The 24756-nt window shown below is 62.2% G+C and carries 29 protein-coding genes; 12 read left to right on the top strand and 17 right to left on the bottom strand.

Annotation, left to right across the window (positions count from 1 at the left end; genetic code table 11):
- Positions 1 to 3: 3 nt before the first annotated feature.
- The 5 genes from N4J17_RS15035 to N4J17_RS15015 form a co-directional block, all read right to left on the bottom strand.
- Complete coding sequence (locus N4J17_RS15035) at positions 4 to 336, bottom strand: DUF2721 domain-containing protein (RefSeq protein WP_232470774.1); 333 nt, start codon at positions 334 to 336, stop codon at positions 4 to 6.
- Positions 337 to 348: 12 nt separating this feature from the next.
- Positions 349 to 1293, bottom strand: a complete 945-nt coding sequence (locus tag N4J17_RS15030; protein ID WP_198324346.1) for an IS110 family transposase — start codon at positions 1291 to 1293, stop codon at positions 349 to 351.
- A 130-nt stretch (positions 1294 to 1423) separates the two neighbouring features.
- On the bottom strand, positions 1424 to 1591 hold the full coding sequence (locus tag N4J17_RS15025) for a hypothetical protein (RefSeq protein WP_232470386.1): 168 nt from the start codon (positions 1589 to 1591) through the stop codon (positions 1424 to 1426).
- Positions 1592 to 1601: 10 nt separating this feature from the next.
- Entirely contained in the window at positions 1602 to 2672 is a 1071-nt protein-coding gene (locus N4J17_RS15020; RefSeq protein WP_198322543.1) for a dipeptide epimerase, read from the bottom strand.
- Entirely contained in the window at positions 2669 to 3742 is a 1074-nt protein-coding gene (locus N4J17_RS15015) for a DUF1611 domain-containing protein (protein WP_198322544.1), read from the bottom strand. Before N4J17_RS15015 ends, N4J17_RS15020 begins: the two co-directional genes overlap by 4 nt.
- Positions 3743 to 4186: 444 nt before the next feature.
- Here N4J17_RS15015 and cysE point away from each other — a divergent pair, with 444 nt between their 5' ends.
- The 7 genes from cysE to N4J17_RS14980 all read left to right on the top strand — a co-directional run bounded on the left by cysE (position 4187) and on the right by N4J17_RS14980 (position 10810).
- On the top strand, positions 4187 to 4933 hold the full coding sequence (gene cysE, locus N4J17_RS15010; protein ID WP_198322545.1) for a serine O-acetyltransferase: 747 nt from the start codon (positions 4187 to 4189) through the stop codon (positions 4931 to 4933).
- Between the two features lie 26 nt (positions 4934 to 4959).
- Entirely contained in the window at positions 4960 to 6267 is a 1308-nt protein-coding gene (gene clpX, locus N4J17_RS15005; RefSeq protein ID WP_198322546.1) for an ATP-dependent Clp protease ATP-binding subunit ClpX, read from the top strand.
- 59 nt (positions 6268 to 6326) lie between these two features.
- Positions 6327 to 7172 (top strand): NAD(+)--dinitrogen-reductase ADP-D-ribosyltransferase, encoded by an 846-nt coding sequence (locus tag N4J17_RS15000; RefSeq protein ID WP_198322547.1) that lies wholly within the window; start codon positions 6327 to 6329, stop codon positions 7170 to 7172.
- 107 nt (positions 7173 to 7279) lie between these two features.
- Entirely contained in the window at positions 7280 to 7759 is a 480-nt protein-coding gene (locus N4J17_RS14995; protein ID WP_232470387.1) for a hypothetical protein, read from the top strand.
- Between the two features lie 342 nt (positions 7760 to 8101).
- On the top strand, positions 8102 to 9247 hold the full coding sequence (locus N4J17_RS14990) for a lytic transglycosylase domain-containing protein (RefSeq protein ID WP_232470388.1): 1146 nt from the start codon (positions 8102 to 8104) through the stop codon (positions 9245 to 9247).
- A 99-nt stretch (positions 9248 to 9346) separates the two neighbouring features.
- Entirely contained in the window at positions 9347 to 10006 is a 660-nt protein-coding gene (locus tag N4J17_RS14985; protein ID WP_198322550.1) for a DUF2231 domain-containing protein, read from the top strand.
- Positions 10007 to 10300: 294 nt separating this feature from the next.
- Positions 10301 to 10810 (top strand): coiled-coil domain-containing protein, encoded by a 510-nt coding sequence (locus N4J17_RS14980; RefSeq protein WP_198322551.1) that lies wholly within the window; start codon positions 10301 to 10303, stop codon positions 10808 to 10810.
- A 144-nt stretch (positions 10811 to 10954) separates the two neighbouring features.
- Here N4J17_RS14980 and N4J17_RS14975 read toward each other — a convergent pair whose 3' ends face one another.
- Positions 10955 to 11923 carry a DMT family transporter gene (locus N4J17_RS14975; protein WP_198322552.1) on the bottom strand — a complete coding sequence of 323 codons (969 nt, stop codon included), beginning with the start codon at positions 11921 to 11923 and terminating at the stop codon, positions 10955 to 10957.
- Positions 11924 to 12058: 135 nt separating this feature from the next.
- Here N4J17_RS14975 and N4J17_RS14970 point away from each other — a divergent pair, with 135 nt between their 5' ends.
- The gene (locus N4J17_RS14970; RefSeq protein WP_198322553.1) at positions 12059 to 12472 is read left to right on the top strand and encodes a hypothetical protein; all 414 of its coding nucleotides are present in this window, start codon (positions 12059 to 12061) and stop codon (positions 12470 to 12472) included.
- 7 nt (positions 12473 to 12479) lie between these two features.
- Here N4J17_RS14970 and N4J17_RS14965 read toward each other — a convergent pair whose 3' ends face one another.
- The 11 genes from N4J17_RS14965 to yegQ form a co-directional block, all read right to left on the bottom strand.
- Positions 12480 to 13349, bottom strand: coding sequence for a carbon-nitrogen hydrolase family protein (locus N4J17_RS14965; RefSeq protein ID WP_198322554.1), 870 nt, complete (start codon positions 13347 to 13349; stop codon positions 12480 to 12482).
- Positions 13346 to 13957: a GNAT family N-acetyltransferase gene (locus N4J17_RS14960; RefSeq protein WP_198322555.1), complete on the bottom strand. Its 612-nt coding sequence runs from the start codon at positions 13955 to 13957 to the stop codon at positions 13346 to 13348. Before N4J17_RS14960 ends, N4J17_RS14965 begins: the two co-directional genes overlap by 4 nt.
- 5 nt (positions 13958 to 13962) lie before the next feature.
- A complete protein-coding gene (locus N4J17_RS14955; RefSeq protein ID WP_198322556.1) occupies positions 13963 to 14373 on the bottom strand; it encodes a ketosteroid isomerase-related protein in 411 nt (136 codons plus the stop codon).
- 135 nt (positions 14374 to 14508) lie between these two features.
- Positions 14509 to 15048, bottom strand: a complete 540-nt coding sequence (locus N4J17_RS14950; RefSeq protein ID WP_198322557.1) for an OmpA/MotB family protein — start codon at positions 15046 to 15048, stop codon at positions 14509 to 14511.
- A gap of 40 nt (positions 15049 to 15088) precedes the next feature.
- Positions 15089 to 16492 (bottom strand): exodeoxyribonuclease VII large subunit, encoded by a 1404-nt coding sequence (gene xseA, locus N4J17_RS14945; RefSeq protein ID WP_198322558.1) that lies wholly within the window; start codon positions 16490 to 16492, stop codon positions 15089 to 15091.
- A gap of 8 nt (positions 16493 to 16500) precedes the next feature.
- Positions 16501 to 16926: an RNA-binding S4 domain-containing protein gene (locus N4J17_RS14940; RefSeq protein ID WP_198322559.1), complete on the bottom strand. Its 426-nt coding sequence runs from the start codon at positions 16924 to 16926 to the stop codon at positions 16501 to 16503.
- Between the two features lie 5 nt (positions 16927 to 16931).
- Positions 16932 to 17294, bottom strand: coding sequence for a rhodanese-like domain-containing protein (locus tag N4J17_RS14935; protein ID WP_198322560.1), 363 nt, complete (start codon positions 17292 to 17294; stop codon positions 16932 to 16934).
- Between the two features lie 39 nt (positions 17295 to 17333).
- Positions 17334 to 18275 (bottom strand): 4-hydroxy-3-methylbut-2-enyl diphosphate reductase, encoded by a 942-nt coding sequence (gene ispH / locus N4J17_RS14930; RefSeq protein ID WP_198322561.1) that lies wholly within the window; start codon positions 18273 to 18275, stop codon positions 17334 to 17336.
- Positions 18276 to 18298: 23 nt separating this feature from the next.
- Complete coding sequence (locus N4J17_RS14925; protein ID WP_198322562.1) at positions 18299 to 18907, bottom strand: cob(I)yrinic acid a,c-diamide adenosyltransferase; 609 nt, start codon at positions 18905 to 18907, stop codon at positions 18299 to 18301.
- On the bottom strand, positions 18907 to 19392 hold the full coding sequence (rraA, locus tag N4J17_RS14920) for a ribonuclease E activity regulator RraA (RefSeq protein ID WP_198322563.1): 486 nt from the start codon (positions 19390 to 19392) through the stop codon (positions 18907 to 18909). The genes N4J17_RS14925 and rraA overlap by 1 nt, the downstream gene beginning before the upstream one ends.
- A gap of 23 nt (positions 19393 to 19415) precedes the next feature.
- Positions 19416 to 20756 (bottom strand): tRNA 5-hydroxyuridine modification protein YegQ, encoded by a 1341-nt coding sequence (yegQ, locus tag N4J17_RS14915; protein ID WP_198322564.1) that lies wholly within the window; start codon positions 20754 to 20756, stop codon positions 19416 to 19418.
- 124 nt (positions 20757 to 20880) lie between these two features.
- Between yegQ and N4J17_RS14910 the strand changes: the two genes are divergently transcribed.
- The 4 genes from N4J17_RS14910 to N4J17_RS14895 all read left to right on the top strand — a co-directional run bounded on the left by N4J17_RS14910 (position 20881) and on the right by N4J17_RS14895 (position 24749).
- On the top strand, positions 20881 to 21543 hold the full coding sequence (locus N4J17_RS14910; protein WP_198322565.1) for a response regulator: 663 nt from the start codon (positions 20881 to 20883) through the stop codon (positions 21541 to 21543).
- Positions 21540 to 22862 (top strand): ATP-binding protein, encoded by a 1323-nt coding sequence (locus tag N4J17_RS14905; protein ID WP_198322566.1) that lies wholly within the window; start codon positions 21540 to 21542, stop codon positions 22860 to 22862. The genes N4J17_RS14910 and N4J17_RS14905 overlap by 4 nt, the downstream gene beginning before the upstream one ends.
- 73 nt (positions 22863 to 22935) lie before the next feature.
- Positions 22936 to 23592, top strand: a complete 657-nt coding sequence (locus N4J17_RS14900) for a CerR family C-terminal domain-containing protein (RefSeq protein WP_198322567.1) — start codon at positions 22936 to 22938, stop codon at positions 23590 to 23592.
- A complete protein-coding gene (locus tag N4J17_RS14895; RefSeq protein ID WP_198322568.1) occupies positions 23589 to 24749 on the top strand; it encodes an ABC transporter permease in 1161 nt (386 codons plus the stop codon). The genes N4J17_RS14900 and N4J17_RS14895 overlap by 4 nt, the downstream gene beginning before the upstream one ends.
- Positions 24750 to 24756: the final 7 nt, after the last annotated feature.

The following is a 24756-nucleotide window of genomic DNA, read 5'->3' as shown; positions in this document are numbered from 1 at the left end:
TCCTTAGCGTGGGCGAATCCGGAGGCTTGCGATCCCGAGATAGATTTCCACCAGGAAGACCAGCAAGGCCACCATCAGCACCCCCATGGCCGCGATGAACAGCAGTGCGATCGCCGTGCCCAGCTGTGCCTCGGATATGCCGCCGACGAACAGGATGCCGACGACAGTGCAAATCAGGAGTGCGCTGATCGTGCAAAGCGTGAGTGCGGCACCGATCAGCCGGGCGCGCCGCCATAGGATCCTGAGTTCCACTAGGGCGTGCGGGTGCATCTTCTGATCGAGATTTTCCAGGTTGTCCTCGAGCTGGCGTGCCCGGTCGATGCAACGGGAGAGCAACTGTGTTGGAGGTCAAGCGATTTGTGGGCATGACCAAGGTTTATTTTGTTTCAGCATGGCATTCAGGCTGGTGAGGAGCTTACGCATGGCCGCCGTTAAAGCGACCTTGGCCGGTTTGCCTTTTTCGACCAATCGACGATGGAAGGTGGCGATGGGATTATCGCCTCGGGTAGCGGCCAAGGTCGCCATGTACAGCACCGAGCGCACTTCCGCTCGTCCGCCCCAAATCCTCCGCCGTCCTCGCTGGAAGCCACTGTCCCGATTAAACGGCGCCAATCCCACCCGGGCAGCGATCTCGCGCCGGTTGAGTTTGCCGAGTTCTGGCAGATACGACAGCAACGTGAGCATCGTCACGGGGCCTACGCCCGGTGCACTTTGGAGCAGGTCGACTCGGGTTTTCCAAATGTCCGATTCGCGCAGCCGGTTTTTCAAATCCCCGTCGAGTCGAGCGATATGCTCGTCCAGCCAGGCAATGTGCTCCTTTAAGCCCTGTTTTTGCCGTGAGCCGGCCATCGCCAAGCGGGTTCTCTCTTGGGCGCGCATCTCCACTAATTGCCGTCGCCGGGCGACCAGTTCCACCAAGGCTTGCTCTGCCTCGGTCCGGCCGGCGCGAACTTCGGGGCGCACGGCCTTGGCGAAATGGGCCAATACCAGGGCATCCAGCTTATCGGTTTTCGCGAGCCGGCCGGTGGCCTTGGCGAAGTCACGCACTTGGCGAGCATTGACGACGGCCAACGGCAGTCCGGCCACTCGACCGGAAGCCGCGAGCAAGGTTTCGAGTCCCCCGGTCGCCTCCAAGACGACTAACGCCGGTTGGAGCGTGAGGAGTCGCTGGATCAGTGCCGTGACCCCTGCCTCATCATTGCTAAAACGCTCGACCCCGCCCTCGGGACTGACTCCCAAATCCAAATACGCCTTCGATACATCCACCCCGGCAAATCGCTCTTCGTTATTCATGTCGTACACACCCCACCTTGTAAAAATTCGGACTTCCGTCCCAGCCACTGTTCGGGCTCTGCCAACAAAAGAAGAAAGACGATCCACGCTCTCCCACAAGCTCAATTTCTCGGCTTCGAGGGTCAACGATCTATCTTCCTCCGAACCTCTTATTCATACCTCCGTGGCTCAGGGAAGAACATACAAGGCGGATCGTCATCACCGACAGCACCGCGCCAATGCTGGTCAGCAGAAACACCGGGGCCACTGCGAGCTGGATCACGTGGGCCACGTTCTCGATGTTGATCAGGAATTGCATCGGCTTTTCCCTAGTCCATGTAGGTGAGTCCAAGGCCGGGCCGTTCTGTGACCCGGAGCCGGCCATCCTCGAGAATGAAGCCGCCTTCGGCGACATCGCGGGCCAGGTCGAAGCTGCCGTCCAGGTCGAGGTAGCGGGTGGCCGGGCAGGCGAGGGCGGCGTGCAGGGCCGCAGCGATGCTGATGCGGCTTTCGTCCATGCAGCCCCACATCAGCTCGATCCCGGCGGCTTCGGCGATCGTGGCGATGCACTGTGCCGGGGCCAGCCCACCACACTTCATGAGCTTGATATTGAAGATGCCGCAGGCGGCGGGCGGTGCGGCCAAAGCGAAGGCGTCGGCGGGGCTCAGCAGCGACTCGTCGGCGGCGATCCGGCGCCGTATCGCTTTCGGGAGCGCCCGTAACCAGTTGGTCCGCTGTGCCGGAAACGGTTGTTCGATGAACTCGATGCCGAGCGCCTGCCCCCGCTGCTCCAGACGGAGGAGGCCATCGATATCGTAGCTCTGGTTGGGATCGACCCGCAGGATGGCCCGCTTGGCCAGTGTTTCGTGCAACCGGTGCAGGCGTTCGAGATCTTCCGTCTCTTCGCCGCAAAGCTTCACCTTGAGCACCCGGAAGCCGAGGGCCAGATACTCACATGCCTCGGCCAGCGTTTCCTCGACCGGCTTGATGCCGATGGTTACCGAGGTTGGCAGGCTGTCGTGGGCGCGTCCCAGGACTTCGACCAGAGGCAGATCCAGCGCTTGGGCGAACAGGTCGTGCAGCGCCATATCGAGGGCGGCGCGGGCGGCCGGCACGGCAGGCAGCCGTTCGGCCAGCTCCCGGCACAGCCGCGGCAGGGTCCGGATGTCCCGTCCGAGCAGCCAGCCAAGACGCTCCGGTTCCAGGGCGGTCCGGCAGGCTTCCAGGGTTTCTCCGGTGACGTGGTGTTCGGGGGAAGCCGCGCCTAATCCAAGGAGGCCATCCCCAGTCCTGATTTCGATGATGACATTATCGACTTCCTCGACCGACCGGAAGACGATACGGTAGGGGCGCGTCAGTGGGAAATGTTCGGTCCGCGTCCGGATTTCGGCAATCTTCATGCGACTTCCTTGCGGTCCAGCAAGGCCCGCAGCGGCGGCAGCAGCTCGGTTACACCATCTTCCAGCGGGCAGACGACCGGCATCTCCAGAGTCTTCGCCAGTCTGCACTGCGCTTCCCGCAAGGCGTCTGGGCCCGAATCCCGTCCGTTCAGGGCGACGCCCAGCACCGGCACGCCGTAGTGTTCTATCAGTCGGATTTCATCTTCCACCGAGGGAATCCGAAACCGGGGTCCTTCGAAGCCGTCGTAATGACGCCTTCCCGGCGCATGCTGCAGGATGACACCCGCCGCTGCTCCGGACAGCAGCAGTTCCGTTCCGCACGGTCCGCTGGGGTTGCGCAGGGCGGACTGTCCTTCAAGGAGAATGAGGTCCGGCCTGACTTCGCGGTAGCAGCTCAGGATGGCGTGTTCCAGCTCGCCGCTAACGAAATCGTTGGGGAGGGCATCCAATATGAGCCCATACCGTCCGCCCTGCATCCAGCCAGTCTGGCCGGTATAGATCATCTCGGCCCTGATGCCGCCCGCATTCAAAGCCTGGGTCAAGAGGCGTGCGGTGGTGCGTTTCCCCAGGGCGCAATCGGTGCCGAGCACGGCGATCCGTGGGGCGGCGACATCATGGATCTGGCCGGTCCAGAAATGCAGTTCGGCAACCGCTTTGGGCCGGCGCAAGTCGAGGATACTGGCGCCATGGCGGGCCGTTTCCGCGGCGATTTCCGGATCGTCGCCGACGAGGTCGTGCAGGCCATTGACCAACGACAGGCCGGCTGCCGCAGCTTCCAGCAGGGCTGCGCGCAGGGTTTCGGTGAAGCGGCCGCCGTGGGTTGCCACCCCGACGATGGCGACGGCAGGGCGTCTTCGCCCCTGAGCCAGGGCGGCTTCGATCGATGCAAACACCGGGATGTTCCGCGGCCGTCCGTCGAGCAGGGTACCGGCGTCGTGGCCGGCGCAGTCCGGGTCGATCACGGCGACGATGTCGAAGCGATCCGTGCCACGGACCAGGCCATGAGCCACTTTGCCGTGGACGTCTTCGAAACAGCCGTGTGCCAAGATGAGGGCAGGTGACCTGTCCAAACGTGAACTCCTCCGATAAGGACGATGACCTGTGTCCATCATATACCGGGACATAGCAGGAATCGGTGAAATGTCGACCGAGGACCGCGTCCGGAACGCATGTCATGAATCCTACAAATCCCCGACCGGTACCGCAGGGATGTGCGCTGCCGGCACCAAGGTGCGGGGCGCAATGCATTGAATTCAATGGGGATCTCTATGCTTCGTGATGATGGCACATCGGTTGCTTGAGGCCTCTACGAGAGTTTTTTATGTGTTCTCAGGAAAAAAAAAGAGGTGTTCCATGATCGGTTACGGATCCATCGACCAGGACGATTGCAAGTCGGTCATTCCCAGCGTTCCTACGAAGGAGCAGGAGACAGCACCGAAAGACCAGGAGGAATACCCTTTCTACATCATTCCGGCGCCGCCGGTTCCGGGGCGAACCTCGTGGAGTGTGGTTCCGTGGTAGGGAACGAAGCCGCTAAGCTGTCCCTCGCAGAGCTCCTGCGCGAGGACGTCGGCTGCGTCTTCGAGCGCGATCCGGCGGCGCGCAGCCGGCTGGAGGTCATGCTGACTTATCCCGGCGTCCACGCGGTGCTGCTGCACCGCATCGCCCACCGCCTGTGGCGCGCCGGTCATCGGCTGAGCGCGCGGCTGCTGGCGGCGTTTGCCCGCTGGCTGACCAACGTCGACATTCACCCCGGCGCGACCATCGGCCGGCGCTTCTTCATTGACCACGGCGCCGGCGTGGTGATCGGCGAGACCGCCGAGATCGGCGACGACGTGACGCTGTATCACGGTGTCACCCTCGGCGGTACCTCGTGGAACAAGGTCAAGCGTCATCCCACTCTGGGTAACGGGGTGCTGATCGGCGCAGGCGCCAAGATTCTGGGACCCATTGTCCTCGGCGACCAGGTTCGCGTTGGCGCGAATTCGGTCGTCATCAAGGACGTGCCGGCCTATTGCACGGTCGTCGGCATCCCTGGCAGGGTCGTCCAGCCCAAGAGTTCGCGCAATGCGGCCCCGCACGGCATCGATCTGGACCACCATCTGATTCCCGACCCAGTCGGCAAGGCGGTGCAATGCCTGCTGGACCGAATCGAGATCCTGGAAGACCAACTGGTGAAGTGGCGTGTCGAAGCAGCCCATCAATGCCGGCAGTGCGACGGCGAGGCGGTATGCAGGGAGCCTGCGGAAGCCGAATCTTGAATCACGAACTCTTTGAGGAGGACGGCATGAGCAGCGACGCGCCGGCGAAGATCCAGCACTGTTCCTTTTGCGGCATCGAGCAAGGCCGGGACACCCCGCTCATCGCGGGCATCGAGGGCCAGATCTGCGAAGCCTGTGTACGGCTGGCCGAACAGGTCGTGACCAACTGGGGACGCAAGCGCTCGATGGCAGAGCTGCACGGTAATGTCCCCAAGCCGGAGGACATCAAACGTCACCTCGACCAGTATGTGATCGGCCAGGAACTGTCCAAGGAAATCCTCTCCGTTGCGGTCTACAATCACTACAAGCGCCTCCGCCACGAGAGCCGGGAGATTCTCGGGCTGGCCGGGGACGAAGCCGAGGTCCAGGTCGGCAAATCCAACATTCTGATGATCGGGCCGACCGGCACCGGCAAGACCTTGCTTGCCAGCACCCTGGCGCGCATCGTCGGCGTGCCTTTCGTCGTGGCCGATGCGACCACACTCACCCAGGCCGGTTATGTCGGCGACGATGTCGAGAACATCCTGGTCCGTCTGCTGGAGGCCGCCGACAGTAGCGTCGAACGGGCCGAGTGGGGCATCGTCTACATCGACGAAGTCGACAAGCTGGCGAAGAGTCCGGAAATGGCGATCAACACCCGCGACATTTCCGGCGAAGGCGTACAACAGGCGCTGCTGCGCTTCGTCGAGGGCAGTCAGGTCAAGGTGGCGGCCCGCGGCCGGCGCCGGGAAGGGAGCGGAGGCGGGGAAGAGGTCACGATCGACACCCGCAACATCCTCTTCATCGCGGGCGGCGCCTTCCCAGGGCTGGAAAAACACGTGGAAAAGCGCATCGGTCCCCCGCGTGGCGAGATCGGTTTCCACGCGCCCATGCAGGAGGCCAAAAGGCCGCCTCTGGAGGAGTTGCTGGCAGAAATCCAGCCCGAAGACCTGCGGCGCTTCGGCCTGATCCCCGAGTTCATCGGCCGTTTCCCCGTCATCGCGCCCCTGGAGCCGCTGGACGAAGCGGCCTTCGTCCGCATTCTCACCGAGCCCCGCGACGCCCTGGTGCGGCAATACCAGAAACTGTTCGCCTACGAAGGCGTCGAGTTGGTGTTCACCGAGACTGCGATCCGCCGCATCGCCGCACGTACCATCGAGCGCGACACTGGCGCGCGCGGTCTGCGCAGCATCATCGAGCACATCCTCCGTCGTCCGATGTTCGAGATTCCTTCCCAGCCCGACGTGCGCCAATGCGTCGTCGATGCCGATACGGTGGATGGAAAGGCGCCCGTGACACTGGTCAGGGCCGAAGAGGAGCCGGGAGGAACGCGGTTGGCGCCCGGCGAAGTTTGATCCTATGGCGGACACCAGGGAACACTCGGACGCGCCTTCCGGTGATACCCTAAGGTGCCATGGCCAGCTCGCTTTCCACTTTTAAAAGTCATCGTTCCCCTAACGTTGCCCTCGCCGGGCATAGCACCAATCTCGTCGGCATTCCCACGGGTCTTCTCACAAGCCCTGATTTCAACCAGGATCCTTTGCCTTTGCGTATCCACGGTACTCGTGAGGCCAACAGCGGTTTGTTCGCCAGGCTGGGCCGCTGCGAGAACCTCCAGGAGGCGGGCGATGTTTTCCAGGATTACCTGAGCGTCGTGTTCGGTTTCGAGGAGGAGCAGCGTCTCGGCGAAGACCGGCAGGGGCGGTGGCGGGTCCGGGGCAGTTACCTACGCTTGCTGCAGGATTGGGGCTTCGATTCCAACAATCCACAAGGAGCGGTCTTGAAGGGCTGGGTCGAGAGCCGCTTCGGTCTGTTTCCCACTTTCCATAAGCAGCCGCTGACCGGTTTTGGCACCCCGGCCTGGATGGACTATGTCGAAGAGAAAATGGCGAGCCGCTTCCACAACAACTGCATCTATCTGCAACTCGACCTGCTCTTCGAGTTTTGCCAATGGGCGATCGCAAAGTTCAAGACGCCGGCGCGCCGTCATGTCAAGCTCTATCGCGGGGTCGACAGTCTCGGTGAGTTCTGTCCCCTGGGGGCCGGCAACGGACGGGAAATCCTCGTGCGCCTCAACAACATCGTTTCTTTCTCCGCTGACCGGACGCAGGCGGGGCAATTCGGTGCCTATATCCTCGAAACCGAAGTGCCGGTCGTGAAACTCCTGTTCTTCAACGATCTGCTGCCGCGCCATCCTTTGCGCGGGGAGGCCGAGTATCTGGTGATCGGCGGGAACTATCGGGTAATGCTCACCGTTTGACGCAGATAACCCGGTGCATTTGGACAGCGGCTGGCCTATGATATGGTGAAACCTCATGATGTCTGGAGCGGCCCCTTTCCATGACAAAGACCTTCCCTGCGGCCGCAATGGCGGTTTCCCTGCTGCTTGCCGGCATCGATGTCCATGCCGTGAAACAACCTCTGCCAGTGATGAAACCTGTCGAACAGGACGAGCTGGCGCTGTTTCGTGCCACCATCCGCATGGAAAAACGCGAATTCCTTGCCGATGCGATGGACTTGGACGAGGTCCATAGCAAGAAATTCTGGTCGATCTACCATCAATATGAAGCAGATCTGATGAAATTGAATGACGCCCGCTACGCCTTGATCAACGACTACGCGGCCAATTTCGACACCATCAGCGAAACCAAGGCCGACGAGCTGGTCAGGGCAGCCCTGGAATTCCGTAAATCGCGCACGGCTTTACTGGAAAAGTATTACGGTAAGCTGGCGAAAGCTCTTTCGAAAAAAATCGGTGCGCGCTTTCTCCAGGTGGAAAACGTTCTGCAGGGGGCAGAAGATGTGGAAATCGGCGCATCTTTACCATTGATGCCCAAATCGCAGTAGGAAATAAAGGCGGCCGGCGAGCCATTGCCGCTATGGTTGTCGTCTCCCGGCAACGGACTACAATACCATAGCGTCACCGACGCCCGACGACGATTCCGTCATGCCGGCTGAGGTATTGAGCTAAAAGGGAGGGCGCCGGCGCATGTCAAGGGGGATACGCTTATGTTCAAGCCATTTGCTCGAGGGTTGGTGTGCATCGCTCCGGTGTTGCTGCTCGTCGCGTGTTCTTCGCGCACCGTGGCGCCTAAAAAGGATTCACCGGTTCAGGCAGTCCCTTCCACCGGATCGGCCTCGCCCCGGGATTTTGATTTCATGCCGAGGAGCCGGCCACGGGCGGAGTACATGACCCGTTATCTGGGGGTGTTTCCCCGCTACCCCACGCTCGAACCTCAGGTCGCCTTCTGGCGCAAAGTCTATGCAGAATGGAGTCGATCCCAGGTCGCGCTGCACGATGACCGCTACCTCGGCCTGGTCTATGAGGTCGTCGACCTGCCTGGGGAGGCCGGCGGCGGTTTCACGCCCAGCCAGAAAGTCCGGCTGCAGGAGCGGTTCGATTACTGGAAATACCGCTTGCGAACCCTGGAGGACAAGCTGGCATCACGGGTGCCGCTGGACGCCGCCGACCAGCAGCTGGCCCGGCGGATCGCCGAGCAGGCCGACGTCCGGACGGCTATACGAGGTGCTGCCGAGCGTCTTCGCTATCAGCGTGGATTGCGGGAGCGGTTCAAGCGTGGGTTGGAAATCAGCGGGCGTTATGACGAGCATTTCCGCCGCATTTTCCGCAATGCCGGTTTGCCGGAGGAATTGGCGTTTCTGCCCCACGTGGAGTCTTCCTTCCAAGCCAATGCGAGGTCTTCCGCAGGTGCGGTCGGCATTTGGCAGTTCACTGCCGGAGCCGCCAAAATCTTCATGAACGGCCAGGACAGCGTTGCCGCGCGTCTGGACCCCATCGCCTCCGCCCACGGTGCAGCACGCTATCTCAGTCACGCCTACGGTAAGTTGGGAAGCTGGCCGCTGGCCGTGACTTCCTATAATCACGGCATCGGCGGCATGCAGAAAGCGAAGAGCACCTACGGACACAACTTCGAACGCATCGTCCAGGATTACGACCATCCGCTGTTTGGCTTTGCTTCCCGCAACTACTATGCGGAGTTTCTGGCCGCGGTGGAGATCGCCAGCGATCCGGACCGATTCTTTCCCGAAGGAGTGAATTACGAAAGTCCGCTGGATCACGCGCCCAGTCCCTTCAGAGTAGCGGGCGATCCGCCCGTACCGCTTCCTCGCCTGAGGTCGCACAAGGCACCGGCCAAACCACTGAAGGCGGGCCAGACTCCTTATGTCCGGTTCTCCAAACCCCTGCATGGCAAGGCAGGCCATACCCATTTGGCCGCAAGTCCCCGTCAGGCCGCCAAAGCCAGGACTACCCGTCCTGCCATCGCCGCTGCGGGCAGGAGCGGAGAAAAACTGCGTCTTGCCCGCTCACGCTGAGCGTTGCCGGCAGTCTTGGATGACTTGGCCGACACGGGGATGGCAAGTCCAGCTCTGATCCTTTAGGATGCTGCGTCTGGATAAGACGCGGAGTGCATCATGGCATTTTTGGGCGGCTGGCCGGTTTTGGACGGCAGCGGATCTCTCATCCCCGCGGTACACGGCGCGGGCGATGGGGGGAGCGCGGGTTGGGTCGGGTTGCTGGACAGCTTGCTCGATTCGACGACCCGGTTTTTCGATGGCGGCAGTCCGTTCGAATTCCTGCCGGGGCTTGTAGCCCTCGCTCCCAACATCCATCCCCTCCTGGTGCATTTCCCGATTGCTTTCTTGAACGCGTTTTTTCTGCTCGACCTGATTGCCGTGGCCATGGGCAAACGGGAACTGCGAATGGTCGCGAGCTGGATGCTGTACTTGGGAACATTGGGAGCCGCATCGGCGGCTGCGGCGGGACTGTACGCTGCGAGCTTCGTTCCACACGGCGAAGCGGTGCACGAGATCCTGGAATGGCACGAACGGCTGGGTCTCACGGTCACCAGTCTCGCCCTCGGTCTTTCCCTCTGGAGGTTGATCGCCCGATACCGCTTCTCCGGTATGGCCAACGTGTTTCACCTGTTTCTGGCGGGCATCATGGTGACGGCGATGTTCTTCGGTGCCGACCTGGGTGGATTGATGGTCTACCAGCACGGCGTGGGCGTGAAAAATCTCCAATCCGAGGATGCCGCACACCACCACGAACACGGCGGCGCCGAGTCCTGGTGATTTCATCCACTACGCTTCGGTCGCCGACGTCAGGATGTCGCGAAGTGCCGTAGGCCGCAGAGGCTTTCGCGACCGCCGGGCGGTTTTTCTTTGAATGACGTTGTCTTGCTGTCCTTACGCTCGGTTCGTAAGGGCGGCTCTCTGACGAAACGCCCGCCGGCCATCTCGGACGGGAATTTCGTTTTCCTCCCCTTCCCCCGTAACGGACCGGCGAGCCTCGTCCGGGCGCTGGGGCCGTTCGGCGGGTCAGCGGGCCCATGCTAAACTGCGACGCAAGGCGTTTCCGGGACGACCATGAGCGTAGCGTTACGACTGTACGAACAACTGACCGAGGCGGGCGAGGACAAGACGCGCGCCAAACTGATCGCGGAAGCCTTCGAGCATCTGGAGGACCGCTATCCCCAGTTGAAGGACGTGGCGACCGCCGGCCAGGTGCGCGAGACCGAATTGCGGCTGCAGAAGGAGATCAAGGAAGTCGAAGCGAGACTGCAGAAGGAAATCAAGGAAGTCGAAGCCGGATTGCGGACGGAGATCGAGTCGATCCGGCTGGACATGAAAGAGATCGACGCCAGGCTGCAAAAGCAGATCAAGGAAATTGAGGCGACGCTTCGTCTGGAGATCGAAAAAACCCGCCTGGAAATCCGCGAGGTGGAGGCCAGGCTGCAAAAGGAAATCAAGGAGGTGGAAGTGCGTCTGACGCAGGCCATCCATCGCCAGACCCTCTGGGTGGTCGGTTCCGTCGGTGCGGTGGTGGGAATGATCCGGCTGCTGGAATGGTTCCTCGCCCATCTGCCCAACCCGTAGACCAGGCTCCCCGACAAAACCCGTCGTGCCCGGCGGAGTCGCGGCAGCCGGGTGGCCTTTCTGCAGCAAGCCCTTCGGGTGGGCGACCCGAATGACACGACCCCCGGAGGTTTTTGGGGTACCTGCCTTCGGGGAGAACCTGATTCATATCCATCGTCGCGGTCGTGATTCTTTGTCCATGTGCTTGCGCCTTCCACCGCTCGGAAGGGATGGTTGGGAGCAGTGGTTGCTCAGAAACGGCAACAGTACGCCGCAAAACAAGATCATGGCACAGCCGGCGAGTGCCGTCCCGACCGGAACCTTGGCAAACAATAGCCAGCCGAAGGCCAGATTGAATACGGGGGTGGCGTAGCTCACTGCGCTTACCAGAGCCGCAGGGGATTCCTGGTACGCTCGTGTCATCAGGACCTGTGCACCGCTCGCGGCCAGACCGCAAAGGAGGAGCAATGCCCATGCGTCCCCTTCCTGCGGTAGCTTGAATCCCCTCACTCCGAACCAGGCCAGGTGCATTGGAATGGCCACAGCGCAGAAATAGAACACAACGGTGCCGGGTGGATTGCTGCGGCCGGCGCGGGCGACCATCAGATAGGCGAGCGCGCTGAGCAGTCCCGAGCTCAAGGCCATCAGTCTGCCCAGTTCGTCGGAAACATCCGCGCGTGGCATCAGCAGCAGGTACAGTCCGGCCAAGGAGCCGGCCAGCGCGGCCCAGATTCGGCCGCTGTTCCTCTGGGCCAGTACTTTCGGGCCGAGCAAAGCCACGAATACGCCGCTGCTGGCGCCGAGAAACGACGCTTCTCCCGGGCCGATTCGCTGGATCGAGATGAAGGACAGGATCAGCGCCAACGAGCCGAACAGGCCGCGCAGCCACAGGGACGGGCGCATGTCGCCGAGCAGGGAAGGCACCCGTGAGCGGATCAGTGCGGGAAGTAAGAGAATGGCGAGGTTAATGATGATCCGGAAAAAACTCACAGTCATCGTCGGCAGCTCGGGATGCCTGACGCCGAGCGCGTAAACCGAGACGCTCATCAAGGAAAACAGCAGCGAGGCGGACAGCATGGCCAACAGCCCCCGCAGGGTCCGGGGTTTCGAAGAAAGTATCCGCAGGTTCAACATGGGCGACACGAATCCTCGCTGGCCGCGGATTGAATCCCTTGCGAATTAACACTATATTTCCGCGGGTTTTGCAATCGGGCCGATCCGGCGGCTACAGCGCGTTTTCGACGACAGGACTCGACACGAACAACAAACATGACGATCGACAAGAGAAAATTGATCCGTTACGGACTTCCCGCCATTCTTCTGATATCGGTTGCTTTTGCCGGTGAACTGATGCTCGAGGGTCTCATCGAATTCGCCGATCTGCTGCTCGAGCTGTCCCAGCAGGTCCTAACCAGTTTCTATTCGAAGGCGTTCGAGCTCGATCATCTGGATGCCCAGCACAAAGCAGCCTGGACCAGCATGATCACTTTCGTCGTCGTACTGATCCTGAGCATCCGGAAACTGGCGCCGAAAGTTGCCCGGAAAATCGAGGCAGCAAAAGTCTGGTACAAGAGCAGCCGCGAAGCCGTTCGCGTGTGGTGGCGCGGCCTGGGCTGGCTCAGGAAGACCGCATACCTGGGTGGCGGCGTGGCGGTATTGGCCGGTCTCGCGATGATCCTTTGATGTTCGCCTATCCGACCAGCTTGAACTGGGCCGGCCAGTCGCGGTAATTGAAGACCTGGCCGGTTTCGCGCACGCGGGCGACGGAGCTGAGGTCGATTTCGGCGTAGACCCATTGCGGCCGGTTCAGTTCACCGATCGCCAGGATGCCGTCGTCGGGATAGCCGTAATCCACCGGCGTATAGATGGCCGCCGCGCCGACGTTGACGTCCACGGCCTCGGACCAGGGGGCCGATCCCACGGTTGGCGACTGTACGACGTAGCATTGGTTTTCCAGTGCCCGCGCCTGGCAGCCGATCCGCACCCGGTGATAACCGGCCGGGGTATCGGTGCAGCTCGGTACCAGGATGAGGTTTGCGCCCATCTCCACCTGCCTGCGGGCGATCAAGGGGAATTCGCTGTCATAGCAGATGTTGATGCCGATCCGGCCGAATTCGGTGTCGAAGGTGCGGATTTCCTTGCCCGGTGAGATCAGCCACTGTTCGTTCTCGAACCGGGTCATCTGCAGTTTGTCCTGGAATTCCGGCGTACCGTCCGGACGGAACAGGAAGGCGCGGTTGCGGTAGCTGCCGTCCGGCTGGCGTACCGGGAAGGTGCCAGCCAGGATGTAGATGCCATGCTGCTCCGCCAGATCGGCATAGAGCATCATGAAATCCGGCAGAACCGACTGCATTTCCGCCAACTGGCCCGACAGGCTGCGGTACACTGCTTCCGGGAACAGCGACGCCAGCTCCATGCTGAAGTATTCCGGGAATACCAGCATTCGGGCGCCGTTGCCGGCCGCCTCTGCCACCCAGCGTCCGGCCTTTTCCTGGTAGGTCGCCCAGTCGCCCAGGAACCCGATGTCGTATTGGGCGGCGGCGAGAAACAACGGCTTCATGGGGAGGATTCCTTCAGCGGCTTGAGCCAGAACACCATGGGCTTCTCTGTCTCCTCGATCTGGTCGACATCCTTCCAGGCATAGCTGGTGACGAGTTCGGGGTGCTTGACGTAGCCGAACCGTGTCCAGATGGCATCGAGCGGTACATAGTCGGCGGGACGCAAGGGATGAGCGTCCGGTCTTTGCACGCAGCAAAAGCTGCAATAATCGAACCGCCCCAGGCGGCGGGCATGGCCTTCGCGGCCTTCGAAGAACCGCTTATAGATGCCGCGGCCGCGGTATTCCTTCAAGAGCACCGATTCCGCGCAGTAAAAGATCCCTGCAGGATCGTAGCCGTGCTCGAGGAAGGGCTGTTTGAATTCCGGCGTTTCGTCCTCCATCGGCAGCCCCGTGGAGGCCCCGATGACGCGTTCGCCATCCAGGGCCAGCACCACCACGCTCTCCGGCGAGTTCACATAAGTCTGCAGATAGCGTTCCTCGTATTCGGTGGTGCCGTCGTACAGGTAGGGGAAATCGCGGAATACTTCGATGCGCAGCCGGGCCAGATCCGGGATGTATTTCCCGATTTCGGGTCCCGACATGATCTTGACGCTGATCGCCTCGCTCATAGCACCTAAGCCTTTTCGACATGGTCGATCCAGTCCTGAAGATTGTAATAATTGGTGATACGGGCAACCTTGCCGTCGCGGATCTCGAAGAATGCTCCGGCCGGCAGACGATATTTCTGGCCCTTGGCGGGGGGCAGACCTTCGTCGGTCACCCGGTATTCGCCGAGGACCACGAATTCGGCGGCCGCGCGGGTGCCGTCCTCGTTGGTCATGATGGTCATGTCGACGAGCTGTTCCTTGTAATTGCGGTTCATCCGGTCCATGAAGGCGCGGAAAGCGTCCTTGCCGATCTCGCGGGGGCCCTGATTGATGTCGTGGATCACGTCGTCGGTGAGGAGGTTCAAAAAGGTCTCCATATCACCTGCGTTGAAGGCGGCGTAATAATTTTCGATGAGAGCTTTGGCGTTCTGAGGCATGGCGCTGAAATCCAGGCTGTTGGGTAAGGAACTTCCGGAGCCGTCACGGTTTCCGGAATTCAAAAAGGGCGTAATTTTATGAGGCGAGCCCTGGCCTGTCGAGACGGGTCGACAGGCCAGGGGCGGAGCGCCGGCTTATTCCGTATAGATCGGCACGAGATCGATGTCGATGCGGCGGTTCTGGGCCTTGCCTTCGGCAGTCGCGTTCGACGCCACCGGCTGATATTCGCCGTGTCCTGCGGCGCTCATGCGGGTTGGGTCGATGCCCTTGGACTGCAGATATTTGACCACTTCGCAGGCGCGGCCGGCGGACAGCTCCCAATTGCTGGAGAAACGGTGGGCCAGATGTTTGCCGATCGGCACATTGTCGGTATGGCCTTCGACTTCGATGCGGTGATTGGTGGCGCTCTGCAGGGTTGGAACGATCTTGTCGATGGATGCCTTGCCTTCTTTACTTATCTGGTATCCGCCTTCGGGGAAGAGCAATTCATCCTCCATGGTGACCCGGAGGCGGTCCCGCAACTGCTGAATCTTGACCTCGTCGGCGTCCACCTCCGTGCGCAACTGTTCGTTGAGCTGCCTTTCGTAGCCTACATCACGGTCGTAAGTGCTTTGCATCACGCATCCGCTCAGTACCCCAGCGGCGAGCACGCTCGTCGCGAATTTTCTTACCATGGTTTTGCTCCTTCCGATTGGCGGTTGGTTGATGAGGGCCTCAGGGGCCTCGCGGCGATTGTGCGGGAAAAGCCCCCGGATCGCCAGGTTCGGCCTTTTCCACGCGACTAAGGAGCGAACCCTCGGCCAGGCGGGTATAGAGCATCTCCCCCGGCTGGATGTCCTGCCAGGCTCGGACGATGGCGCCGTCCGCGGCGCGCAGGGCGATCGAATAGCCGCGGGCCAGCGTGGCGAGCGGGCTGACGGTATTCAGCCGCTGGCCTAGGGCCGCGAGCCATTCGCTTCGGCGTTCCAAGCTGAGTAATGCCGAGTGCCGCAGGCGGGATTCGAGCGTATCGAGCTTCCCGGCAAGGTGCATCACCCGCTGGGCGGGATCGTGGCGGACCAGCCTCAGCTCCAGGCCTTGCAGCCGCTGACGCTGAAGATTCAAACGGATGGCGGTGTTTCGCCCCAGCCGGTGTCGCAGCTCCACCAGGCGCTGGGTCTGGCGTTCCAGCCTTTGCCTGGGATGGCACTGCTGCAGCCGTCGCTCGACGAAGTCCAGCCGCTGTTGGACTCGCTCCAGTCGTCCCAGGAAGTTCCGTCGGAGTTGAGATTCGAGACGCTGCAGGCGATTGCCGAGGTCGATCCGGTCGGGTGTCACCGTTTCGGCGGCGGCGGAGGGTGTCGGCGCCCGCAGGTCGGCGGCGAAGTCGGCAATGGTGAAATCCACCTCGTGGCCGATGCCGGTGACCACCGGCGTCCGGCAGGCGGCGATGGCGCGCGCCAGGCTTTCGTCGTTGAAGGCCCAGAGATCTTCCAGCGAACCGCCGCCGCGCGCCAAAAGCAAGACGTCGCACCAGCCGCTCGCATCGGCCTGCTGCAAGGCGCGGATGAGTTCCGCCGGCGCTTCGCTGCCCTGGACCTTGGCGGGAAAAACGATCACGGAAGCCGCCGGGTAGCGCCGTGCCAGCACGGTTAGGATGTCGCGGATCGCAGCACCGGTGGGCGATGTGACCACACCGATGCAGGTGGGGAAGCGGGGGATGGGTTTCTTGCGAGCAGGATCGAACAGCCCTTCGGCATCCAGGCGTTTTTTCAGCAACTCGAAGGCGCGCTGGAGCGCCCCGTCGCCAGCTTGTTCCAGCAGATCCACGATCAACTGGTAGTCGCCGCGGGGTTCGTACAGCCCCACCTGGACGCGGGCCAGGACATGATCGCCGTTGGCCGGCTTGAAGCCGAGCACGCGTCCCGAGCTGCGGAACATGGCGCAGCGGACCTGGGCCTCGGCGTCCTTCAGGGTGAAATAAAGATGGCCCGAGGCCGGCGTGGCCAGGTTGGAAATCTCGCCCTCCACCCAGATCGTGCCGAAATGGCTGGACAGCGTAATGCGGGCTTCGCGGTTGAGGCGCGATACCGTGTAGACGAATTCCGGCCGGGTATCCGGAAATGAACGCTGATTCACGCCGGCTTTCAATCCAGGGATTGCTTGAAACGGTGGATCAGGCGGCGGTCTTTCTTGGATGGGCGGTGTGCGGGTTCGTCGGCGAATTGCCGCTCATCTCGTCTGCGGGCGGCTTCTGCTTCGCGTCGTGCCTGACTCTCCGGGGTTTCGCGATAGAGCAAGACCGCTTCCTTGGCGGGCCGGCGTTGGGTGTTCAAAGTTTCGACGACGACCTCCCAGACTTCCCGCTCCCGGGTGATCTCCAGCCGGGCACCGATGCCTATTTCCTTGCCGGGCTTGGCGCGCTGGCCGTTCAGATGGACCTTGCCGCCATGGATGGCCTCGATGGCGAGCTGCCGGGTCTTGAAGAAACGGGCCGCCCAGAGCCATTTGTCCAGCCGGACCTTTTCTCCGGCCGCTTCAGCAGAGGAGGGAGGTGCACCCGGACCCGCCATGGCAGTCAGTTCGCAACCGGCAGGCCGCCCTCGCTCCAGGCCTTGAAGCCGCCCGCCATGCTGACGGTACCGCTCCAGCCGAGCTGCTGCAGGATATCGGTGGTCAGGGCCGAACGGAGGCCACTCTGGCAGTAGACCACTATGGCTGCGTCCTTTCTCCCCTGAAATGCGGGATGGGTTTCGATGCGGAACTCCACCACACCACGCGGGATGTTGATGGCGCCGGGCAGGTGGCCGGCCGCGTACTCTTCCGGCTCACGGACGTCGAGTATCAAGGTATCGCCGGGCATTGCCCGAACCTCGGCGGGGCCGATTTCACGAATCCGCTGCTTGGCGGCGGCCACCAGATCCATGGGGGTGAGGGCCATGGTCACTCCTTGCTTGGTTAAACGTCGAAATCTACCGGTTCAGGCGCTGAGCCGGCGTAGTTCCTTGGGCAGGGAAAACACGACTTTTTCCTCGATGCCCTGGGTTTCGGTGGCGGTATGCCCGCCCCATTCCTTGAGCTGGGCGATGACCTGCTGCACCAGGATCTCGGGGGCCGAGGCACCGGCGGTGACGCCGATGCGTTCGGCACCGGCGACCATGTCGCGGGTCAGCTGGGCGGCATTATCGATCAGGAAGGCTTTGCGACCAAGCTTGTCGGCAATTTCGCGCAGGCGGTTCGAGTTGGAACTGTTGGGCGATCCTACCACCAGGATGGTGTCGCATTGGGCTGCCAGTTTCTTGACGGCATCCTGGCGGTTTTGGGTCGCATAGCAGATGTCGTCTTTACGCGGCCCCAGTATCTTGGGAAAACGCGTTTTCAGTGCTTCCACCACGGCGGCGGTGTCGTCGATGGAAAGCGTGGTTTGGGTGACGTAGGCGAGATTGTCCGGATTCTTTACTTGAAGCTTTTCGACGTCTTCCGGCGATTCCACCAGATAGATGCCCCCAGCCGGGTTGTCGTACTGCCCCATCGTGCCTTCCACTTCCGGGTGCCCGGCATGGCCGATGAAGACGATTTCGCGGCCTTCGCTGGCATGCTGGTGTACTTCGATATGAACCTTGGTGACCAGCGGACAGGTGGCGTCGAAGACCTGTAGGCCGCGTTCCTTGGCTTCTTCCTGAATCTGTTTGGAGACCCCGTGGGCGCTGAAGATCACTGTCGAATTTTCCGGCACTTCCGACAGCTCCTCGACGAACACCGCGCCGCGATCCCGGAGGCCGTCGACCACGTAGCGGTTGTGAACGACTTCATGGCGCACATAGATCGGCGCGCCGAAAACTTCAATGGCGCGGTCGACGATCTCGATCGCGCGGTCGACACCAGCGCAGAAGCCGCGAGGATTGGCGAGAATGATTTCCATGGGTCTGTTACGAGGCTAATTTCTTACCTAAGAGGTGGGGCATTGTGGCATGGCGGTACGGCGGAATCAACGCGGGGCAAGGGCGGTTCGCGGTCGCGTTGCCAGATCGGTTCGTGATGGCCGCCCATGCGGGCCAGCATCCGGCCGATCACGAACAGGAAGTCCGACAGCCGGTTCAGATAGGCCAGCGATTCCGGGTTGACGGCTTCGGTGCGCGCCAGTGTCACCAGGCGCCGTTCCGCCCGCCGGCAGACCGTCCGGGCGACGTGGCAATAGGCCGCCGGCAGGCTGCCGCCGGGCAGCACGAAGTCCTTGAGCGGTGGCAACTGTCCATTGAAATGATTCAGCCAGAGTTCCAGCCATTCGGTCTGCGGACGCTGAATCAAGGTCTGGGCGGGCAGGCTCAGTTCACCGCCCAGATCGAAAAGGGTCTGCTGAACCTCGACCAGACAGGCGCGCAATTCCTCCGATGTGGCCTGGGTCAGTACCAGTCCGATCATGCTGTTGAGTTCGTCGACGGTACCACAGGCCTCGATGCGCAGGCTGTCCTTGTCGATGCGACTTCCGTCGCCGAGGGCAGTGGTGCCGTCGTCGCCGGTCCGGGTATAGATTCGGGTCAGGCGGTTTCCCATCAGATCAGTTTCTCCTCGGCTACGACGATGCCGTCTTCGTCCGCATAGAGATAATGGTCGCTACGGAAGTTTACGCTGGCGAAGGTGATCAAACAGTCCTTGTCGCCGCCGCCCCGTTGGTGGCTCTTGAGGGGGTGGGTATGAAGCGCGCGGATGCCGATAGGGACCGTCCCGAGTTCCACGGAGTCCCGCACACAGCCGTACACGATGATACCCTGCCAGCCGTTGTCGGCGGCGAGCCGCGCCAGGTTTCCGCCCAGCAGCGCGCAGCGATGGGAAGCGCCGCCATCGATGACCAGGACACGGCCATCTGCCTTCTGTGCCACAGTTTCCCGGATCAGGACGTTGTCTTCGAATACTTTGAGGGTCGTGATCCGGCCGTGAAACCGCGACACTGCCCCGAAGGTGCGGAACAGCGGCTCGGCGATCTGGAGCGGATGAGTGCCGTGAAACCGGTCGCAGAGGTCGGCGGTAGTGAACTCCATGGTCGGAAACTCCGGTGGTGACATCAGAGGTAGCGTGACAGCAAGGCGGTATCGCCGCAGGGTGCGGGCAGCGGGATCCTGACCTGCCATCCGCTACCGGGGGCTTCCTGCAAGGCGTTGCCCTGGGTATCCTCCATGCCGGCCAGGATGAAGTCGAGGTTGCCTTCGGGCCGGATCAGCTCCAGCCGGTCGCCCACGCCGAATTTGTTTTTGACGGCGACGGCGGCCATGCCGCCAGCGAAGGCGGTGACTTCGGCGACGAATTGCTGGCGGTGGCTTTCGGAGCACCCCCGCAGATAGTTTTGGTAATCCTGGGTATGGTGGCGCTGGTAGAATCCGTCCGTGTAGCCGCGCTGAGCCAGATTTTCCAGCACACCGAGCAGGTTCCAGTCGAATTCCCGCCCGGCGAGCGCATCGTCGATGGCCCGGCGATAGACTTGGGCGGTACGAGCCACATAGTAATGGGATTTGGTGCGGCCCTCGATCTTCAGGCTGTCGACGCCGATATCCACCAGCCGCTGCACGTGCTCGACTGCTCGTAGGTCCTTGGAATTCATGATGTAGGTGCCGTGCTCGTCCTCCATCACCGGCATCAGTTCGCCCGGGCGGTTTTCCTCTTCCAGAAAATACACCTCGTCGGCCAGCGGGTGGCGCTCCGCGGCGCCGCAGTCCGCCAGGCTGCCGTTCAACTCCGCGAGGTTCAGCCGTAACGCTCCTGGAACATAATCGCCTTCGGCGTTCTCGTGTGCCGGGGCGACGTCGTATTTCCAGCGGCAGGCGTTGGTGCAGGTGCCCTGGTTGGGATCGCGGTGATTGAAATAGCCGGACAGGAGGCAGCGGCCGGAGTAGGCGATGCACAGCGCGCCGTGGACGAAGACCTCGAGTTCCATGTCGGGGCACTGCTGGCGGATTTCGGCGATCTCATCGAGCGAAAGCTCGCGGGAGAGGATGATCCGGGCGATGCCGACGGATTGCCAGAATTTCACCGCCGCGAAATTCACGGTGTTGGCCTGCACCGACAAATGGATCGGCATTTCCGGCCAGGTTTCGCGTGCCAGCAGGATGAGGCCGGGATCGGCCATGATCAGCGCATCCGGCCCCATCGCGACCACAGGCGCCATGTCCTTGATGAAAGTTTTGATCTTCGCGTTGTGGGGCAGCACGTTGGCGGCGAGATAGAACCTTTTGCCGAGGCGATGGGCCTCGGCGATGCCCAATGCCAGGTTTTTCTGCTGGAAGTCGTTGTTGCGGACCCGCAGCGAGTACCGTGGCTGGCCGGCGTAGATGGCATCGGCGCCGTAGGCGAAGGCATAACGCAGGTTTTTCAGGGTACCGGCAGGGGAGAGCAGTTCGACAGGACGCATCCGGAGCAGTATCAGTATGTAGATGGTGCAGCTTGGCGGCACTATACCAGAACCCGGTGCCGCTTGACGCCGCCGCTGTCAGGGCCTATTCATGGCGCCAACATCCACCGTCACGATCCCCCGCATGCGTATACTGCTGGTTGAAGACGACGCCATGATCGGCAAGAGCGTCCAGCTCGGGTTGAAGCGGGACGGTTACGCAGTCGACTGGGTGAGGGATGGCGTGGCCGCGGACCTGGCACTCGGCAACAGCGTGCACGAACTGCTGATCCTGGATTTGGGTGTTCCCCGCCAATCGGGGCTGGAAATACTCAAGGCGCTCCGGGCGGCGGGGAATCCCATGCCGGTTTTGATCATCACGGCGCGCGATTCGATCGCGGACCGGGTCGCTGGGTTGGACGCGGGGGCCGATGATTACCTGGTCAAACCATTCGATCTGGCAGAGCTGTCCGCCCGCATACGCGCCTTAGCGCGGCGCCGGGCAGGGCGGTCGACGCCGTTGATCGAGCTGGAGGGACTCAAGGTGAATCCGATGAGCCGGGAGGTGTGGCTGAACGAGGTGCCGGTCCGGCTTTCGGCGCGCGAGTATGCCCTGCTCATCGCCCTGCTCGAACGCCCGGGCATGCCGTTGTCACGGACCCGGCTGGAAGAGCGCATCTACGGCTGGGGTGAAGAGGTGGAGAGCAACACGATCGAAGTCTATGTCCATGCGCTCCGCCGCAAGCTCGGCGCTGACCGGATCGTCACCGTACGCGGGGTCGGCTATCTCATGCCGAGGCAGTCATGAGGTCCATCCGGCGACGGCTGATCGCGGCGTTGCTGGCGACCATCGCCGGAGCTATCGGCGCCGGAGCCTACGCGACGTACTCGGCGGCAAGGTCCGAGGTGGACGCACTGCTGGATTACCAATTGCGCCAGTTGGCGCTGTCCCTGGGGGATCAAGCCTATCCACCCCCGGCACGCCAAGGCCACGACGATCTGGACTTCGTGATTCAGGTCTGGAGCCCTGAGGGCTTTCAGCTCTATTACTCCCATCCGCACCGTTCCTTGCCGGGCCTCGTCGGTAACGGCTATGCCACCGTCGAGACCCGGGAGGGCGCCTGGCGGGTGTACGCCTTGCCGATGGGCCGGCAAGTGATCCAGGTCGCACAGCCCATGTGGGTACGCAACAAGCTGGCACTGGAAGCCGCATCGAGAGTGCTGACACCGGTCGTCGTGCTACTGCCGGTCTTGAGTCTGGCGATCTGGTTCATCGTCGGCCGTGGGCTGGCACCGTTACGGCGGCTGGCGCAGGCGGTGGCGGCGCGCACGCCGCAATCCCTGACGCCGTTACCCGAAGCCCGCATCCCCGAGGAAGCTCTGCCGCTGGTCCGTTCCTTGAACGACCTGCTTTCTCGCCTGTCGGAAGCTTTGGCTGCGCAAAGGGCTTTCATCGCCGATGCAGCGCACGAATTGCGCACTCCGATTGCCGCCATGCAGCTTCAGGCGGACCTTGCTGAGCACGCGGCAACGGCGGATGAGCGTGCTGCGGCGATGGAAGACCTCAAGGCCGGTGTGCGGCGTGCGGCCCGGGCGGTGCAGCAGCTCCTGACGCTGGCTCGCCAGGAGCCCGACGCCGTTTCGGTCCCGTTGACACGCGTGGTCCTGGCGGACGTCGCTCAGCAGGTGGTGGCGGAACACGCGGGCTTGGCGGCACAGAAAGGGATCGATTTCGGCTTCGCCGAGATCGATCCCGAGCTGAGCATCACCGGCGACCCCGGCGCTTTGCATACTCTGCTGGCGAACCTGGTCGACAATGCGGTGCGTTACACCCCGCCAGGCGGGGTGGTAGACGTCTCGGTGCGGCGGAGCGAGGACGGGCAGCCTTGTCTCGAAGTCGTGGACACCGGCCCCGGCATTCCCGCCGCCGAGCGCGGCCGGGTCTTCGATCGTTTCTACCGTGGCGCGGAAACCACGGAAGCCGGGACCGGGCTGGGCCTTACGATCGTCCGCGCGATCGCCGACCGTCATGGCGCCATCGTTACGCTGGCCGACGGCGTCGATAAGGGCCTTTGCGTGCGGGTCCTTTTTCCGGAGCCGGACAGGGTGAAGTCCGGCCGGATTTGAACTCTGAGGACGCCCTTGACTTCGGCAGGACCGTCCGGTAATTTTGTCTCAAACAAACGTTTAAATCAGTTGAATGAATCGGTTCGATCCCCCTCTTTCCCAGGATGCCACCCGCGAGCGGCTGTTGCAGGCAGCCCTGGACGTGTTTGCCGAAAAGGGATTTCACGAGGCCACGGTAAGGGACATCTGCGCCAGGGCGGAAGTGAATGCGGCTTCCGTCAACTACTATTTCCGCAGCAAGGAGGCGCTGTACTCGGAAGTGCTCGCGGCGGCCTTCCGCGAAACGCACGAACGCTACCCCGATACCCTGGCGCGTGATCCGACTCTCCCGCCGGAAGTACGGCTGCGCCAGTTTATCTCCAATTTCCTGGCTCGCCTGCTGGACGAGACCCATCTCGGTCGTCATGGAAAGCTGATCGCCCGCGAGATCACCGATCCCACTGCCGCGCTCGACCAGGTCATTGAGTCCACCATGAAACCCCGCTGTGCGCTTCTGCAAAGCATCATCGCCGAACTGGTCGGCCCCGGTCTGAGCGAGGCGGACATGCATCGGCTGGGTTTGAGCATCGTCGGTCAGTGCCTGATGTACCGGCACTCGCGCTCGCTGATCGACCGGCTTTGTCCGGAAATCATCGCCACACCCGAAGAGATCGAGAAAACCGCCGAGCACATCGTCTGCTTTTCGCTGGCCGCGCTCAGGCATCTGTCCGCCGGCGAGGCCGGCCCGTGAGCTACATCGCTTTGAAGATGCTCATGGGGGACCGTGGCAAGTACCTCGGCATCGTCATGGGTCTGACCTTCGCTTCGCTGATCATGACGCAGCAGCCGGCCATCTTCGTGGGGCTGATGATGCGTTCGTACAGTTTCGTCACGGACGTCGGTCTGCCCGACGTCTGGGTGATGGATCCCAAGGTACAGTTCGTCGACGATATCAAGCCGCTGCAGGATACCAAGCTGTTCCGGGTGCGTGGCGTCAGTGGGGTGGACTGGGCGATGCCCATGTACAAAGGGATGATCAAGGCGCGCCTGGCGGACGGGACGTTCCAGACCTGCAACGTGATCGGTCTGGATGATGCGACCCTCATCGGCGGACCGCCGGTCATGCTGGAAGGGCGGCTGGAAGACCTTCGGCGGGCCGATTCGGTCATCGTCGACATCGATGGCGCCCGCGAGAAGCTGGCCAAGCCGCCGAAGGAGCCGGGCGGCAAGCCCGTACCGCTGAAGGTGGGCGACACGCTGGAACTCAACGACCGCCGTGCGGTGGTGGTTGGCATCGCCAAGACCACCCGGACCTTCCAGTCCCAGCCGGTGGTGTATACGACCTATTCGCGGGCCACGCTGTACGCACCGAGGGAGCGCAAGCTCCTGTCCTTTGTGCTGGTCAAGGCCAGGCCGGGTCAGGACGTCCACGCCCTGACCCGCCGCATTCGGGAAACCACCGGGCTGGCGGCGTATACCCAGGCCGAGTTCGAAGAGCTTACCGTCAACTATTTTCTCAAGAACACCGGCATTCCGATCAACTTCGGCATGTCGGTCACCCTCGGATTCATCGTCGGCGCCGCCATTGCCGGCCAGACCTTCTACAACTTCACCCTGGAAAACATCCGCCAGTTCGGGGTGCTCAAAGCCATGGGCGCTGGCAACGGGACGCTGCTGGGCATGATTCTGCTGCAGGCGACGCTGGTGGGTATGGTCGGCTACGGGCTGGGGGTCGGGCTGACCTCATTGTTCGGCTGGTCCATGCGCAACACCATTCTGGCTTTCAAGTTTCCCTGGCAGTTGCTGGTGTTCAGCGGACTGGGGGTGACACTGATTTGCATGTTCGCGGCCCTCTTGAGCATCCGCAAGGTGATCAGGCTGGAGCCGGCCATCGTGTTCAAGGGCTAAAGAAACC

Source organism: Methylococcus capsulatus (genome assembly GCF_036864975.1).
Lineage (GTDB): Bacteria > Pseudomonadota > Gammaproteobacteria > Methylococcales > Methylococcaceae > Methylococcus.
The sequence above is the reverse complement of the archived record's forward strand: the minus strand, read 5'-3'. Positions and strand labels throughout refer to the sequence as shown.

What these genes read in the sequence shown, in the direction of transcription:
- N4J17_RS15030 (WP_198324346.1), bottom strand. Translation starts at nt 1,293, where the DNA reads ATGAATAACGAAGAGCGATTTGCCGGGGTGGATGTATCGAAGGCGTAT.
- N4J17_RS14905 (WP_198322566.1), top strand. Translation starts at nt 21,540, where the DNA reads ATGAGGTCCATCCGGCGACGGCTGATCGCGGCGTTGCTGGCGACCATC.
- N4J17_RS14955 (WP_198322556.1), bottom strand. Translation starts at nt 14,373, where the DNA reads ATGCCTCAGAACGCCAAAGCTCTCATCGAAAATTATTACGCCGCCTTC.
- clpX (WP_198322546.1), top strand. Translation starts at nt 4,960, where the DNA reads ATGAGCAGCGACGCGCCGGCGAAGATCCAGCACTGTTCCTTTTGCGGC.
- N4J17_RS14965 (WP_198322554.1), bottom strand. Translation starts at nt 13,349, where the DNA reads ATGAAGCCGTTGTTTCTCGCCGCCGCCCAATACGACATCGGGTTCCTG.
- N4J17_RS15025 (WP_232470386.1), bottom strand. Translation starts at nt 1,591, where the DNA reads ATGCAATTCCTGATCAACATCGAGAACGTGGCCCACGTGATCCAGCTC.
- rraA (WP_198322563.1), bottom strand. Translation starts at nt 19,392, where the DNA reads ATGGAGTTCACTACCGCCGACCTCTGCGACCGGTTTCACGGCACTCAT.
- N4J17_RS14925 (WP_198322562.1), bottom strand. Translation starts at nt 18,907, where the DNA reads ATGGGAAACCGCCTGACCCGAATCTATACCCGGACCGGCGACGACGGC.
- N4J17_RS14940 (WP_198322559.1), bottom strand. Translation starts at nt 16,926, where the DNA reads ATGGCGGGTCCGGGTGCACCTCCCTCCTCTGCTGAAGCGGCCGGAGAA.
- N4J17_RS14990 (WP_232470388.1), top strand. Translation starts at nt 8,102, where the DNA reads ATGACCCGTTATCTGGGGGTGTTTCCCCGCTACCCCACGCTCGAACCT.
- ispH (WP_198322561.1), bottom strand. Translation starts at nt 18,275, where the DNA reads ATGGAAATCATTCTCGCCAATCCTCGCGGCTTCTGCGCTGGTGTCGAC.
- N4J17_RS14900 (WP_198322567.1), top strand. Translation starts at nt 22,936, where the DNA reads ATGAATCGGTTCGATCCCCCTCTTTCCCAGGATGCCACCCGCGAGCGG.
- N4J17_RS14975 (WP_198322552.1), bottom strand. Translation starts at nt 11,923, where the DNA reads ATGTTGAACCTGCGGATACTTTCTTCGAAACCCCGGACCCTGCGGGGG.
- N4J17_RS14960 (WP_198322555.1), bottom strand. Translation starts at nt 13,957, where the DNA reads ATGAGCGAGGCGATCAGCGTCAAGATCATGTCGGGACCCGAAATCGGG.
- N4J17_RS14980 (WP_198322551.1), top strand. Translation starts at nt 10,301, where the DNA reads ATGAGCGTAGCGTTACGACTGTACGAACAACTGACCGAGGCGGGCGAG.
- N4J17_RS14970 (WP_198322553.1), top strand. Translation starts at nt 12,059, where the DNA reads ATGACGATCGACAAGAGAAAATTGATCCGTTACGGACTTCCCGCCATT.
- N4J17_RS14935 (WP_198322560.1), bottom strand. Translation starts at nt 17,294, where the DNA reads ATGGCCCTCACCCCCATGGATCTGGTGGCCGCCGCCAAGCAGCGGATT.
- yegQ (WP_198322564.1), bottom strand. Translation starts at nt 20,756, where the DNA reads ATGCGTCCTGTCGAACTGCTCTCCCCTGCCGGTACCCTGAAAAACCTG.
- N4J17_RS14985 (WP_198322550.1), top strand. Translation starts at nt 9,347, where the DNA reads ATGGCATTTTTGGGCGGCTGGCCGGTTTTGGACGGCAGCGGATCTCTC.
- N4J17_RS14995 (WP_232470387.1), top strand. Translation starts at nt 7,280, where the DNA reads ATGGCGGTTTCCCTGCTGCTTGCCGGCATCGATGTCCATGCCGTGAAA.
- N4J17_RS15020 (WP_198322543.1), bottom strand. Translation starts at nt 2,672, where the DNA reads ATGAAGATTGCCGAAATCCGGACGCGGACCGAACATTTCCCACTGACG.
- N4J17_RS14910 (WP_198322565.1), top strand. Translation starts at nt 20,881, where the DNA reads ATGCGTATACTGCTGGTTGAAGACGACGCCATGATCGGCAAGAGCGTC.
- N4J17_RS15000 (WP_198322547.1), top strand. Translation starts at nt 6,327, where the DNA reads ATGGCCAGCTCGCTTTCCACTTTTAAAAGTCATCGTTCCCCTAACGTT.
- N4J17_RS14950 (WP_198322557.1), bottom strand. Translation starts at nt 15,048, where the DNA reads ATGGTAAGAAAATTCGCGACGAGCGTGCTCGCCGCTGGGGTACTGAGC.